10 protein-coding genes are annotated in these 12907 nt (G+C 67.1%); 4 read left to right on the top strand and 6 right to left on the bottom strand.

Annotated elements, in window-relative coordinates; all coding sequences use genetic code 11:
- Position 1: 1 nt before the first annotated feature.
- Entirely contained in the window at positions 2 to 2395 is a 2394-nt protein-coding gene (locus AB0F51_RS27755; RefSeq protein WP_360284621.1) for an NB-ARC domain-containing protein, read from the bottom strand.
- Positions 2396 to 3321: 926 nt separating this feature from the next.
- On the opposite strand from AB0F51_RS27755, the gene AB0F51_RS27750 reads away from it, so the two are divergent.
- Entirely contained in the window at positions 3322 to 4419 is a 1098-nt protein-coding gene (locus AB0F51_RS27750; protein WP_360284620.1) for an HD-GYP domain-containing protein, read from the top strand.
- An 8-nt stretch (positions 4420 to 4427) separates the two neighbouring features.
- Complete coding sequence (locus tag AB0F51_RS27745) at positions 4428 to 5696, top strand: HD domain-containing phosphohydrolase (protein ID WP_360284618.1); 1269 nt, start codon at positions 4428 to 4430, stop codon at positions 5694 to 5696.
- Here AB0F51_RS27745 and AB0F51_RS27740 read toward each other — a convergent pair.
- The 3 genes from AB0F51_RS27740 to AB0F51_RS27730 all read right to left on the bottom strand — a co-directional run bounded on the left by AB0F51_RS27740 (position 5658) and on the right by AB0F51_RS27730 (position 8248).
- On the bottom strand, positions 5658 to 6239 hold the full coding sequence (locus AB0F51_RS27740) for a DUF5317 domain-containing protein (RefSeq protein ID WP_360284616.1): 582 nt from the start codon (positions 6237 to 6239) through the stop codon (positions 5658 to 5660). The genes AB0F51_RS27745 and AB0F51_RS27740 overlap by 39 nt on opposite strands.
- Positions 6240 to 6323: 84 nt before the next feature.
- Positions 6324 to 7979 (bottom strand): monocarboxylate uptake permease MctP, encoded by a 1656-nt coding sequence (mctP, locus tag AB0F51_RS27735; RefSeq protein WP_360284614.1) that lies wholly within the window; start codon positions 7977 to 7979, stop codon positions 6324 to 6326.
- On the bottom strand, positions 7976 to 8248 hold the full coding sequence (locus AB0F51_RS27730; protein WP_360284612.1) for a DUF3311 domain-containing protein: 273 nt from the start codon (positions 8246 to 8248) through the stop codon (positions 7976 to 7978). Before AB0F51_RS27730 ends, mctP begins: the two co-directional genes overlap by 4 nt.
- A 78-nt stretch (positions 8249 to 8326) precedes the next feature.
- Here AB0F51_RS27730 and AB0F51_RS27725 point away from each other — a divergent pair, with 78 nt between their 5' ends.
- The gene (locus AB0F51_RS27725) at positions 8327 to 9394 is read left to right on the top strand and encodes an endonuclease/exonuclease/phosphatase family protein (RefSeq protein WP_360284611.1); all 1068 of its coding nucleotides are present in this window, start codon (positions 8327 to 8329) and stop codon (positions 9392 to 9394) included.
- Between the two features lie 432 nt (positions 9395 to 9826).
- Here AB0F51_RS27725 and AB0F51_RS27720 read toward each other — a convergent pair whose 3' ends face one another.
- Positions 9827 to 10732 carry a DUF2785 domain-containing protein gene (locus AB0F51_RS27720; RefSeq protein WP_360284610.1) on the bottom strand — a complete coding sequence of 302 codons (906 nt, stop codon included), beginning with the start codon at positions 10730 to 10732 and terminating at the stop codon, positions 9827 to 9829.
- A gap of 121 nt (positions 10733 to 10853) precedes the next feature.
- Between AB0F51_RS27720 and AB0F51_RS27715 the strand changes: the two genes are divergently transcribed.
- Positions 10854 to 12359, top strand: a complete 1506-nt coding sequence (locus AB0F51_RS27715) for a histidine kinase N-terminal domain-containing protein (protein ID WP_360284608.1) — start codon at positions 10854 to 10856, stop codon at positions 12357 to 12359.
- Positions 12360 to 12446: 87 nt separating this feature from the next.
- Here AB0F51_RS27715 and AB0F51_RS27710 read toward each other — a convergent pair whose 3' ends face one another.
- Positions 12447 to 12698 carry a WhiB family transcriptional regulator gene (locus tag AB0F51_RS27710; protein ID WP_012922773.1) on the bottom strand — a complete coding sequence of 84 codons (252 nt, stop codon included), beginning with the start codon at positions 12696 to 12698 and terminating at the stop codon, positions 12447 to 12449.
- Between the last annotated feature and the right edge of the window lie 209 nt (positions 12699 to 12907).

The raw sequence follows: 12907 nt of genomic DNA, 5'->3' as shown, positions 1-12907 counted from the left end.
GTCAGCCCCCCAACACCTTGCTCGCCCCAGCGACCTGCTCTCGGCGCAACTCGTCGGCTGCCGCAGTGGCCCCGTCTGCTTCAAAGATCTCGATTGCCTGGAGCCGAGTCCGCCGCGCGGCAGCCGGCTTGCCGGTGACGTCCTGGATGGTGGCCAGGTTGGCGAGCAGCCAGGCCCGGCGGTGGGTATCGCTGTGAAGCTCGGTCAACTGCAGACCTTCGCGGATCTTCTCCTCGGCTTCGGAGTAGTGGCCGCGGGCAAACTCGACCTTGGCGAGGTACTGGAGTACCTCGGCCAGACCAGTGGGATCGTCGATGCCGGCGTACAAGGTGAGCGCGGCGTGGAAGTGCCCGATCGCGGCCTCGACGGCGCCGGACGCCAGGTGGCTGGTGGCCACAACGCGATGGCGTCGCGCCAGTGACCTGTCGTTGTCGGCCAGCTCGAGGCTCGCCTGGAAGGCCTCGGCAGCTTCCGTACTGCGCCCCACCCGGTTGTACAGCACGCCAAGCGCCAGCTGACTGGTGCCGAGCGCACCCGGTTCGCCCGCGTGCTGAGCAACCTTCAGGCCTCGCTCACCCCAGGCGATCGCTTCATCCACGTGATCGAGTAGCTCGCAGACGTGACTCAGCGAAGAGCAGCAGCGCGCCAGGCCCACGGAGTTGCCGGCCGCCTCGAAATGAGAAAGGGAACGCAGCAGACGGACGCGCCCCAGCTCCAGGTGTCCCAGCTCGATGTCCGGGACGGCACGGTCGTGTTCGAGCCAGCCCCAGGTGACCGGATCGTCCTCCGCCCGTCCCGAAGCCAGGGCGAGATCGAAGAGCGTTTGCATCCGTTGCCAGTGAGCGCGAATCTCCAGGTAGCCGAACAGCCCGAGTGCCAATGACGGGCCGAACTGCCGAGCCAGTCCTGGCTCGGCAGAGGCTGCCTGGTACAGGTCGAGGATCGAGTCGTACTCTGCGTCGAACCAGGCCGGCGCCTCAGTCAGGTCCGTGAAGACCGGCACATCGGTGAGATCGAGCTCCTCGGTGGGTTGCCGCAAGCTCCAGGGATGGGTGACCCGATGTGCCTGCCATGCGGCCGCGACGTAGTACCGCAGACCTCGCTCGATGGCCGCCCGTCGTTCGGCGGCGCGTTCCTTGGCCGACAAGCGTTCACCGGCGTACGCCCGCAGCAGGTCGTGCAGCTGGTAGCGCAGGGGAGCGACCGAGTCCAGGAGGTGCAGATCGACGAGGCGCTCCAGCAGTCGTTCCGTCGTCAGGAGGGGTTTGCCCAAGAGACGGGCGACCAGCTGTGCAGAAATCTCCGGGCCGCGGGCCAGGCTCAACAGGTCGAAGGCGTCGGCGGCTTCGCGATCGGTCTCCCGTGGACTCGTGCGCAGCTCGTTCAGCGAGGAGGCAAAGGTGGCGCGGACGCCGGAGTGGTCCAGTCCGAGTTCGTCCAGGCGACGACGTTCGTCCTGTAGCTGGTCGACGAAGTGCCGCAACATCCAACTGGGACGCGCCGTCATCCGGGCGCCGATCAGCCGCAACGCGAGCGGTAGACCGCCCGTCAACTCCGCCAGCTCTCGCGCGGCTGCTTCCTCGGAGCTCACCCGGTCTTCACCGGCGACGTTCGCCAGCAGCCGCATCGACTCGGCGGCAGTGAAAGTGGGCAGGCGGACGATCACGCTCCCGGGCAGCGTCGCGAGGAACCGTCTGCTGGTGACGATGGCCGCCGATCCACCGGTTGGCAGCAGCGGCGTCAGCTGGTCCACGGAACTGGCGTCGTCCAGCAGGAGCAGCATCCGCCGTCCGGCGACCCGGGACCGGTACAGCCTCGCCATCTCGTCGACGCCGTCGGGAATCGTTTCCGGCTGCACGCCGAGGGAGCGCAGCATCTGCCCCAGAGCTTCGGCACTGGTCAGCGCGGCACCGGGGTCGTAGCCGCGGAGCGCGACGTACAGCTGGCCGTCGGGGAAGCGATCAGCGGCGAGATGCCCGGCGTGCACGGCCAGCGCGGTCTTGCCGACGCCACCCATCCCGGTGATGACAAGGCGGACGCTCGACAGTTCGGCGCGCGCGAGAGCCCCGAGCACCTTGTCCAGCGGGGCTTCCCGGCCGGTGAAGTCGGCAACGGTTTGGGGGAGTTCTCGGGGAGTCGAGGCGGAGCTCGAACTGGCGGTGGGTCTCGGCCCCGCGCCGCCCCGCGCCGCGTGGAAAAGCTGCCGCTCCTCGTCGGGCGTGAGGTTCAACGCCGAGCTGATCGCCTGGAGGGTCTCGGCCCGGGGACGTCGCCGGACCCCACGCTCCAGCAGGCTGATCGCCTGCTCGCTGAGCCCGGCGGTGTCAGCGAGTCGAGCCTGGGTCAACCCCGCAGCGATGCGGAATCCGCGGAGGAGAGCGGCCAGCGATTCCATGGTCGGCCCTCCCCTCGTCGCCCGCTTGCCAACCCTGTCGCGATCGGTCCAATCGCTACTGTAGGAGGTCGGGCGGACACACGTCCGGTGTTATCCACAGACGGGGATCGGACCGGGTGCTCGTTCCGGGGGAAACCGCGGACAAAACCGGTTGATAACGATCAGTGCCGGGTCGGTCACGAATTCATTCCAGGCAATAGCAAAGAGTGTTCAGCGGGGAACACTGAGTATATGAACCAGTTTGGTTCCTGGTCTTGCCCGGACCTGTGACCAAATTGCAAAGACCCCGGTTTTCACCGGGGTCCTCGCTGTCCGTAGTCGCCTGAGTCAGGCGTTCGGGCGCTTTCCGTGGTTCGCGCCCTTCTTCTTCCGTGCGCGACGCTTGCGGCCGGTCTTGCCCATTTGAAAGCCTCCTTGTAACAACTGCAAAGAGTCACAGTCTCTCATATCATGACGGTTCGCTCGTACGGTGCAGCGAGTCGCCCTGCTGGCCTACAGTGTTTCGCGCGTGGGCGTAATGAGCAAAATGTTGATCAGTCAGCGATGTGCTGTCTGCCCCCTGTGCCCGGCCCGACCAACCGGGCGCAAGACCGCTACCGCTGGACGGAGGTGTCGAGATGACTGATGGTTGGGACTGGTAGTCGCGGGTGCAGTCTCCGGGTAGCGTTGCGAGCGTGAACCGGCGTGTGCTTCTTCGGCTCGTGGTGGTCGTAACGACCGTCATGGCCGTCGTAGTCCTCGGTTTCGCTGCAGCACACGCGACGTTTGACGCTCCCACTGTTTGCCTGGGGCTCCTCATGCTGGTCGGAACTGTGCTCCGGCCTCGAGTTGGTCAGGTCTATCGGACCTCACTGGACTACATCCCTGTTATTGCGCTGTATCTGTTGTCCGGTGTCGGTTCGGCCATTCTGGTGTGTGCTGTCGGTGTGCTTTCCCAAGACCGACGGCACCCACTCCTCAAGAAGGTCTTCAACGGCGCGCAATCCGTGCTGTGCGCAGCTGCCGGCGGCCTGGTCTTCCACTACGCGGGCGGGCCACGGGGCGACGAGGTGCTGTCCCATCCGTGGGACGCCATCTGGACCACCACCGCGGCCAATGCGACCTGGCTCGTGGTGAACGCATTGTTGCTGTGCATCGTGCTCTCACTGGAGCCTGGCGATCCGACGCCGATCGTCTTCCTGCGCAAGGTGGCGCTGCCGACCTCTTTGTCGCTGCTCGGCTACGGCCTGCTCGCACTCCTGCTGGCCGTCTCCTGGCTGTCCGGCCTCGGTTTCCTCTCCATCCCCCTCATTTTCGTGCCGCTCTACGTGAGCCGGTGGGCCTTGTCGCAGTACGAGGTGGAGCGGGCCGCGCAAGCGGCGACCATGCGGGCCTTCATCCAGGTGATCGAGACGAAGGATCTCTACACTCGCGGGCATTCCGAGCGGGTCAGCGAAGGCGTCGGGATGCTCGGACGGCACCTGAATCTCAGTGACGACCGTCAGAACGCTCTCGAGCACGCCGGTCTCCTGCACGACGTCGGCAAGGTCGGTGTTCCGACCAGCATCATCCAGAAGCCCGGCCGGCTCGATGACTCCGAGATGGACGCGATCCGCCTGCACCCGGCCCGGGGAGTGGAGCTGATCGGCAACATCCCTTTTCTCGAAGAGGTCAAGTCCGCCGTGCTGCATCACCACGAGAAGTACGACGGGTCCGGCTATCCGGCCGGCCTGAGCGGGGAGAACATCCCGTACTTCGCCCGGATGATCGGGATCGTGGACGCCTTCGACTGTCTCACCTCGACCCGTTCGTACCGGCCGGCCCGTAGCGTCGAGGAGACGCTGGCGATTCTGGTGCAGGACCGATACAGCCACTTCGATCCGCACCTGGTCGATGCGTTTGTCGAGGTGATCAGGACGCGCGGCTGGAAGGCTGCGGTGGACCAGCCCGCGCCGGATGGCACGGTAATGGCGACCATCGACCACGACGATCTGAGCCTCGGCAGCGGTGGCGGCGCGACCGGCAGCGCGGCGGGACCCGCATAGTGGCAGGGATGACCGAAGGGCTGGAGCTGCGCAGGATGGGCAGCGGTGTGGTCATCGTGCTCGCCGGAGCGGGTGTGGCGCTGACCGCGATCATCGTGACCGCTCAGCACGGAGTGACGGAGTGGTCGTTCGCGCTGACCTTCGGCCTGCTGATCGCGGTCGGTGAGATGGTGCAGTTCCGGGTCGACCGCAGCCGCAACAGGGCGCCGATCGCCACCAGTGCCGCCCTCGGATATGCCATGTTGCGGGGTCCCTCGCTGGACATCCCCCCTGATGTTGCCCAGATCGTCGCCGTCACGGCGGTCGCCACCATCGCCGGAATCGTGCCGAGGGCCACGGCGGGCCTGTGGTGGGACGTCGTGGTGTCCTGCCGCCGGGGGCTTTCGGTGGCCTGCGCTGCTGCCGTGTTCGCCGGGCTTGCGCCGGCCCGGGTGAACTGGAGCGGTGAATGGCAGGACGCGCTCTGGCTAGGTGGTGCGATGGTACTGGCGGTCCTCAGTGCGGGCACGACGGATGCCTTGATCGGCGCGGGCCAAGCCACCGAACGCTACAACAAACCGTTCCCGGCGGCCCTCCGTGACGAACTGGTGGTGATGAGCCGGATCGGGATGGCGATGGGGATCAGTGGCGTCTTGCTGGCGGCCAGTACCTCGTTGCTCGGGTTGTGGGCTCCGCCGCTTGTGGTGGTGCCGTTGTTGTTGACTCAGTTTGCGTTTCGGCGGTTTGCTTCGGCTCAGCGGACTTATCGGACGACGGTTCGGTCGATGGCTCGGAGTACGGAGATCGCGGGGTTCAGTAGTCCTGGGCAGAATGCGCGGACCGCGAGTCTTGCCGTTGCCATTGGGAACGATCTGGGGTTGACACCGGCTCGGATGGAGGCGTTGGAGTACGCCGCGTTGTTGTCCGGGGTGGGGCAGTTGGCGTTGGCGGATCCGAGTCCGGGTGGGGCCTCGTTGCTGCGGAGCCGGGAGGAGCGGCAGCAGGCGGCTGAGATCGGGGCCTCGATCATCGAGCGCTCTGGGGTGCTGGATCACGTGGCGGAGATCGTGCGGCACTCCAACGATCCGTACCGGCACGGGCGGGCCAACAACTTGGCCATTCCGCTGGAGAGCGGGATCGTCAACGTCGCGCTGGCCTACGAGCAACTGGTCGGGGAGGACGGCGGCCAGACACCGGCCAAGGCGATGGAGAACATCGGGCTGGGGATCGGCGCGGAGTACGACCCGGTCGTCGTCGAGTCACTGCGTCGGGTGGTCGGGCGCGGCTTCCGCTTTTAGCTCTTCCCACGTTGGAACGGGGGGCGTCGGAACGCGGCCGGTGCCGCCCATACCGGCGTACAGGAGCAAGCCTGCGCCCGCGGCGATCAGTACGTCGCCTGGGCTGACCGCCTGTCCGAGGCCGGGGAGGGCGACCGGTACCACGTCGCCGAGCCAGGGGAGCCGTGTCGACGCGTCGGCCAGTTCGTGGCGGGGGTCTTCGACGAAGCCTTCGATGCCGGCGCGGGCCAGGGTGGCCAGGGAGACCGGCATCGCGCCGTTCAGGCTGACCACCAACGCGTTGCAGCCGAAGCCGAGGGCCAGCAGGGCGACGCCGGGCCGCCACAGGTTGAGGCGGAGGAAGACGCCGATGCAGATGGCGGAGCCGATCAGACCGACCGGGTAGCCGATACCGCCCGTCAGAGAGCCCAGAACCTGTCCGGTAGCGGCTGCGACGAGCCAGTGCAGGCCGGACAGCGTGTTGTCGGCCAGGTCCGTCAGACGCCCGCCGGTGAGCAGCGCCGCGACCGCGGCGAGCACCATGACGAGCAGAACCAGCAACATCTTGGTGATTCTGCCCGCCATGGCCCGTCAAACCGGCCTACTCCACTCCTGAGCGTGTCGGAGTTGCCACTACCTGTTCCTGTACTACGCCTTGGCGGGCGACGGTCCGCCCTCGTCCAGCAGTTCGGGCAGGTCCTTCACGCCGGGGTCGCCCGCGTCCGCGAGGTAGTCCGACGGGTCGGTGCTGTCCGTGCCGTCCGCGACCTTCAACGCCCGCAGCAGCAGCGTCAGCGCGATCGTGATGATCAGGTTGATGCCGAACGCGGTGAGACCGATGTAGACCATCGTGTCGGTGAACGGGATGTTGGCCAATGAGCCGCCGAAGTGCTTCTTGGTCGCCGGGTTGACCACGTTGTACGCCGTGATCGTGCCCCAGACCATCGCCACTGCCCAGCCGGCCAGTAGCGCCCACTTGTGGAACCAGCGGGTGAACAGGCCGACCACGATCGCCGGGAAGGTCTGCAGGATCCAGATCCCGCCCAGCAGTTGCAGGTTCAGCGAGACCGTCTTGTCCATCCCGAGCACGAAGACCAGCGCGCCGAACTTCACCAGCAGCGAGGCGAGCTTGGATACCTTGGCCTCCTGGGCCGGGGTGGCGTCCTTCTTCAGGAAGTCGCGATAGATGTTGCGGGTGAACAAGTTCGCCGCCGCGATCGACATGATCGCCGCCGGCACCAGCGCGCCGACCGCGATCGCCGCGAAAGCGATACCGGCGAACCAGGCCGGGAATTCCTGGTCGAACAGCCGCGGAATCGCCAGCTGCGGGTTCGCCAGCCCGTCCAGGCCCTTCACGTTGACATTGGCTTTGATCGCCATGAATCCGAGCAGGGCGAGCAGACCGAGCAACAGGGAATAGGCCGGCAGGATCGCGGCATTGCGCCGTACGACGTTCCGGTTCTTGGTGGACAGCACCGCGGTGACCGAATGCGGATACATGAACAGCGCGAGCGCCGAGCCGAGCGCCAGGGTCCAATAAGCGGAGTAGCCCGATTCGCCCGGGACGAATGCGCCGGTCGGCCGTCCGGTGGTCGGGTTCGGGGTTTCCATCTTCGTTTTCGCGGCGTCGAAGATCGAGTCCCAGCCGCCGAGCTGGCCCGGCAGGTACAGGATCGCGGCGCCGATGACGAGGTAGATCAGGCCGTCCTTGACGAACGCGATCATCGCCGGAGCGCGCAGGCCCGACGAGTAGGTGTAAGCCGCGAGGACGGCGAACGCGATCAGCAGCGGCAGGTCCTTGGCGAGCTCGTTGTTGCCGCCCAGGCCCATCGTCTCGAAGACCGCCTGCATGCCGACCAGCTGCAGCGCGATGTACGGCATCGTCGCGAGGATGCCGGTGACAGCCACCGCGAGGGACAGGCCACGGCTGCCGTAGCGGCCACCGACGAAGTCCGCCGGCGTCACGTACCCGTTGCGGTGCGCGACCGACCACAGCCGGGACATGAAGAGGAAGATGATCGGGTAGACGACAATCGTGTACGGCACCGCGAAGAACCCGCTGACCGCGCCTGTCGCGTACATCGCGGCGGGCACGGCGATGAACGTGTACGCCGTGTACAGGTCGCCGCCGAGCAGGAACCAGGTGATGAAGGTGCCGAAGCCCCGCCCACCCAGACCCCACTCGTCCAAGCTGTCCAGTTCACCGGTACGCCGCCAGCGCGCCGCGAGGAAGCCCATCACGGTGACGGCGACGAAGATCACCACGACGATGATCAGCTGGACCCAGTTGACCTCGGTGTTCACCGGTTGCCCTCCTTCCTGCTGGACCCCGCGTCAAGGCCGGATGCGGCCCGTCGCCTGCGCTCCTCCCGAGTCACCAGCCGGTACGAGATGCTCACCGTGATCGCGGAGACGAACACCCAGAGCAGCTGGTACCAGTAGAAGAACGGGAAACCCCACAAACGGGGTTCTTCCCGGGCGTAGGTGGAGACTATGAGTGGTACGACCACCGAGATCGCCAGCAGAACACCGGCGATCCAGTACGCGGGTCTGACCGCGGCAAGCTTGGACACAGCAACCTCCTCGGGACACAGGCGCGGGTGAACGCTACCGCTCGCCGCCACGCGACGACTAGACCTTCAGGGTGGGGCATGGATTCTGAGACGGCGTGGAACGTGCGGCGGGTTGTGCTGTCGGTGCTGTTTCTGCTGATCGTTGCCTTGCCGCTGTATCCGGAGCTCTTCGGCCTGGACGAGGTGACCCCGTTCACCCAGCTGGTGTCCTTCCGGCCGCAGCTGCTGGTGCTCGTGTTGCTGCTGGGTCTGGGCATGCTGCTGCGCTGGAACTGGCGCATCGCGGCCGGCCTCCTGCTCCTGCTGGCGTTGACCGGCGGCGCACTGATGGCGCCGAGGGCGCTGTCCGACCCGACGCCTCCACCCGCAGGCACTCGCGTACTGACCGTGATGGTCGCCAACGTGCTCGGTGGGGGAGCCGACGCCGGGGACGTGGCCAAACTGATCCTGGACCACAAGCCGGACATCGTGTCGTTGCCGGAGGCCCAGGTCGACGTACGGCAGGAGATCGAGGCGCACCTGCAGGGCCTGAGGTACTACGGCTACACCCAGCAGGCCAACGCGGCCGTGGAGAGCGCCACCAGCGTTCTGGTCTCGGCCACACTCGGCAGCGTCCAGTTCGACTCCGAGAAGCTGGACACCGGCAGAGTCAGCTCACAACAACCCGGTACGCCGAAACCCGGCGCGGGTGACCCGGGTGCCGAGACGATCGGCCCGGTCCAGCAGACCACCACCCAGTTCGGCCACATCATCGTCACCGGCGGCAACCTCGGCAAACTCCGGCTGATCGCGTACCACGGCTACCCGCCGCTGCCGTCGGCCGTGACGAGCTGGAAGCGAGACCTGCAGGTGATCGAGGGCTGGTGCGCGTCGGGGGTGCAGACCGTGCTGGCCGGCGACTTCAACGCCACCACCGACCACGCCGACTTCCGCGACGCCCTAGGCCGGAACTGCAAGAGCGTGGCGCCATCAGTAGGCGCCGGCCTCCAAGGCACCTGGCCGGCCGACCGCCCGGCCCTGTTCCGCACCCAGATCGACCACGTCATCGTCACCGACGGCATAGCCCCCGGCCGCTTCAGAACCTACAACCTCAAAGGCACCGACCACCTCGCCATCCTCACCACAATCGCCGTCCCCAAGAACTAACCCCACGCCTGCTCCGCCGGCCGCTCCTACGTCGCGTCCACGTTCGCCAGCTCCCACCCACCCCCGGTGCGCGGGCTCCTCCGTCGCCCGCTTGGCGAAGGCGATGGGTGGGGCGCGCCAAACTCGGCGAGCCATGGCCGTGTCTGCCAGAGCATGCTCATGCGGATCAGCCGTCCGCGGAGTTCCCGTCCGACTGCATCGCGTCGGGCGCTCCGTGACGGCCTTGGCCAGCCACGCCACCAAACGTCAACCACGGCGGGACGGCTGGCCTGCCGTGCCACCGAACGACAGCTAGAGCTCTCCTCGCCACTGGCCGGCCGGGCAACCGTCTTTCCCGGCGGGCGACGCAGGAGTCCGCGCACCGGGTGGGTGGGAGCCGGCGAACGCGGACGCGACGTAGGAGCGGACGGCGGAGCGGGCGCGGGGGAGTGGTTAGTTGTTGTTGGCGGCTGGGCGGTAGATGTAGGGCTGGGAGCCTCGGACTGCTTCGGTGAGCATCAGGAGCATGTCGGCGCGGGCTTCGATCGGGCGGCCGAAGAGTTCGTCGTCGCCGGGGATCGGGAAGCCCTTCACGCCGATCGCCAGCTGGCTGAGCAGGACGTGCAGGACGCCGCGGGCGTTGAAGACGTTTGGCGTCGGCCACTCGGGCAGCGTCTCGTGCATCAGCGGCTGCTGGGCCGCCGTCGCCGCTACCGGCTTCAGCCAGCGCTCCAGCTCGTCGCTGGTCAGCATGTTGCGGTGCAGGATCGTCATCACCGCGTGCGCGACCCGGTCGTGCTCCTCGTGCACCCACCGGTACTGCGTCTCCTTCACGATCCGGTCGGCCAGTACGTCGAGCAGCGCCCGCAGTACGCCGGCGTCGCAGTGCCGGGACCGGGCCAGCGCGCCGATCGCGTCGGCGCCGTGGGCAACGGCATGCGCCCAGCCACAGTCGGCGACGTACCCGCGCAGGTCGCGTTCGCGCAGCAGCCAGGTGGCCAGCCGGTCGCCCCAGCGCATCACCACCTCGTCGTGGACGAGGAACTCGGCGTTGTCGCGATGGATCACCTCCGCCAGCGTCAGCGCGGTGAAGGACCGCCGGAACACCGTGTCGGTACCGTCCTCACCGAGCCCGTACGCGAGACCAGCGCAGAGACCGTCACCGAAACCGGGCAGCAGATCGTCGTAGACCCCACGCTCCAGCCAGGTGGCGAGCGTCGGGTAGGCCAGTGCGTCCCGCACCTGCGGGTTGGTGCTGGCCAGGCCGCGGACAAGCTCCTCGGTGAGGTCGGTCAGTGCACGATCGCGGGGTACCGCGTAGTCCGCGGCCATCACGTCCTGCCAGTACGTCGACTCCACCAATGCATCCTTTCACTTGGACCTGCTCAATCAACACCCAAGGACCGCCTCCTGTCGAGCCTGTCCACGCCGGAGCCCGGCAACGGAGGTCCCTAGGTGGCCATGCCCTAGGCTCAGGACCGTGCCGTCCTTGAGCGATGTGGTGCGGAACCACACGACGCTGGACCAGGCGGACCTGGACCGGCTGCAACTGCTGGTGTCCGACTGGCAAATGCTGGCCGACCTGTCCTTCGCGGATCTGGTCCTGTGGCTGCCCGACACCGAGGGGCTCGGATTCTGGGCCGGCGCCCAGATGCGGCCGACCACCGGACCGACGGCGTACCTGGACGATATCGTCGGCAGCTTCATCCCGCGCGAACGCCGGCCGCTGCTCGACCAGGCCTACGACGGTGGCCGGATCTGCCGCGAGGGCGACCCGGAATGGCGCGACGACGTCCCGGTCCGGGTCGAGACGATCCCGGTACGCCGGGACAGCCGGGTGATCGCCGTGATCGCGCGGAACACCAACCTGCTCGGGGTCCGGACGCCGAGCCGGCTGGAGATCGCCTATCTGCAGAGCGCGACCGACCTGGCCCGGATGATCACCGACGGCATCTTCCCGTACGGCGGGGAGCGGTTGCTGTCGACGACCCCACGGGTGGGGGACGGGTGCATCCGGGTCGATCGGCACGGCATGGTGACGTTCGCCAGCCCCAATGCGTTGTCCGCGTACCGCCGGATGGGTCTCGTCACCGACCTGGTCGGCAGCCGGTTGAAGGACGTCACCGGCGAGCTGATCCACAGTGGCCAGAAGGTCGACGACGTCCTCGCGTCGGTGCTGACCGGCCGGGCCGCGCAGGAGATCGAGATCGAGAACTCCGACGCGACGCTGTTCCTGCGAGCGATCCCGCTGCGCGCCGAGGGCGAGCATGTGGGCGCGCTGATCCTGCTCCGGGACGTGACGGAGCTGCGGAGCCGGGAGCGGGAGCTGGTCACCAAGGAGGCGACCATCCGGGAGATTCATCATCGCGTCAAGAACAACTTGCAGACCGTCGCCGCGTTACTGCGGATGCAGGGGAGACGCATCACTGTGCCGGAGGCCCAGTCGGCGCTGGCCGAGGCAGTCCGCCGGGTGGGATCGATCGCGATCGTGCACGAGACGTTGTCGGAGTCCTTTGACGAGCACGTGGACTTCGACGATGTCGCCGACCGGGTGGCCGCGATGGTCGCCGACGTGTCGACGATCTCCACCCAGGTGACGATCAGCCGCAGCGGCAGTTTCGGCGTACTGGACTCCGAGGTGGCCACGCCGCTGGCGATGGTGCTGACCGAGCTGATGCAGAACTCCGTGGAGCACGCGTTCAGCAGCCGGTCGACGGAACCTGACCGGGGCGGTGGGGTGGGGGAAGAATCAGCGACAGGCCGCATCGAACTGGCTGCGCAGAGGTCGGTCGGGCGGATGCGGGTGGTGGTCAGCGATGACGGCAAAGGGCTTCCGGACGGCTTCGACTCGGAGACGTCCGGCAACCTGGGGCTTTCGATCGTCCGCACGCTGGTGATCGGCGAACTCGACGGAGTGCTCGAGTTCCACCCACGCGCCGACGGCCCGGGCACCACAGTCGTCCTGGACTTCCCGGTCAAGGAATAGGCCCTGCAGCAGCCGGCTCTGGAAAATCGGCCCGGTAAAAATCGAAAGGCCCCGCGGATCCCGCGGGGCCTGCTTCGTGATGCCTGATCAGGCGGTACGGATGCGGGCGCGAGCGTTGCGGCGCTTCAGCGCGCGTCGCTCGTCCTCACTCAGGCCGCCCCAGACACCGTGGTCCTGTCCGGCCTCCAGTGCCCAGGCGAGGCACTGTTCACGTACGTCGCAGCGACGGCACACCTGCTTGGCCTCCTCGATCTGCATGATCGCGGGCCCGGTGTTGCCGATGGGGAAGAACAGTTCCGGGTCCTCATCGAGGCAAACGGCCCGGTGGCGCCAATCCATGGCGGATCCCATCTCTCTCAGTAGTTTGAATAACGCTGAAGGCTGGTCTGTGCCCAATCAGCGCGCCAGTACTCGCACGGGGGTGGTGCGAAGCGTTGTGAACGTTTTCACGAACGACTCCATGTTCCCAATCTCGGGTGACCGAAACAAGGGTTATGGACTTGTCGATCCGATCACAACACTTCCTTAACACTACGAACCGGTGTGCA

This window comes from Kribbella sp. NPDC023855 (assembly GCF_040639475.1).
Taxonomy (GTDB): domain Bacteria; phylum Actinomycetota; class Actinomycetes; order Propionibacteriales; family Kribbellaceae; genus Kribbella.
The sequence above is the reverse complement of the archived record's forward strand: the minus strand, read 5'-3'. Positions and strand labels throughout refer to the sequence as shown.

Coding starts and splice junctions, on each gene's coding strand:
- AB0F51_RS27745 (WP_360284618.1), top strand. CDS start 4,428: ATGACCGAAGGGCTGGAGCTGCGCAGGATGGGCAGCGGTGTGGTCATC.
- AB0F51_RS27725 (WP_360284611.1), top strand. CDS start 8,327: ATGGATTCTGAGACGGCGTGGAACGTGCGGCGGGTTGTGCTGTCGGTG.
- AB0F51_RS27740 (WP_360284616.1), bottom strand. CDS start 6,239: ATGTTGCTGGTTCTGCTCGTCATGGTGCTCGCCGCGGTCGCGGCGCTG.
- AB0F51_RS27710 (WP_012922773.1), bottom strand. CDS start 12,698: ATGGATTGGCGCCACCGGGCCGTTTGCCTCGATGAGGACCCGGAACTG.
- AB0F51_RS27755 (WP_360284621.1), bottom strand. CDS start 2,395: ATGGAATCGCTGGCCGCTCTCCTCCGCGGATTCCGCATCGCTGCGGGG.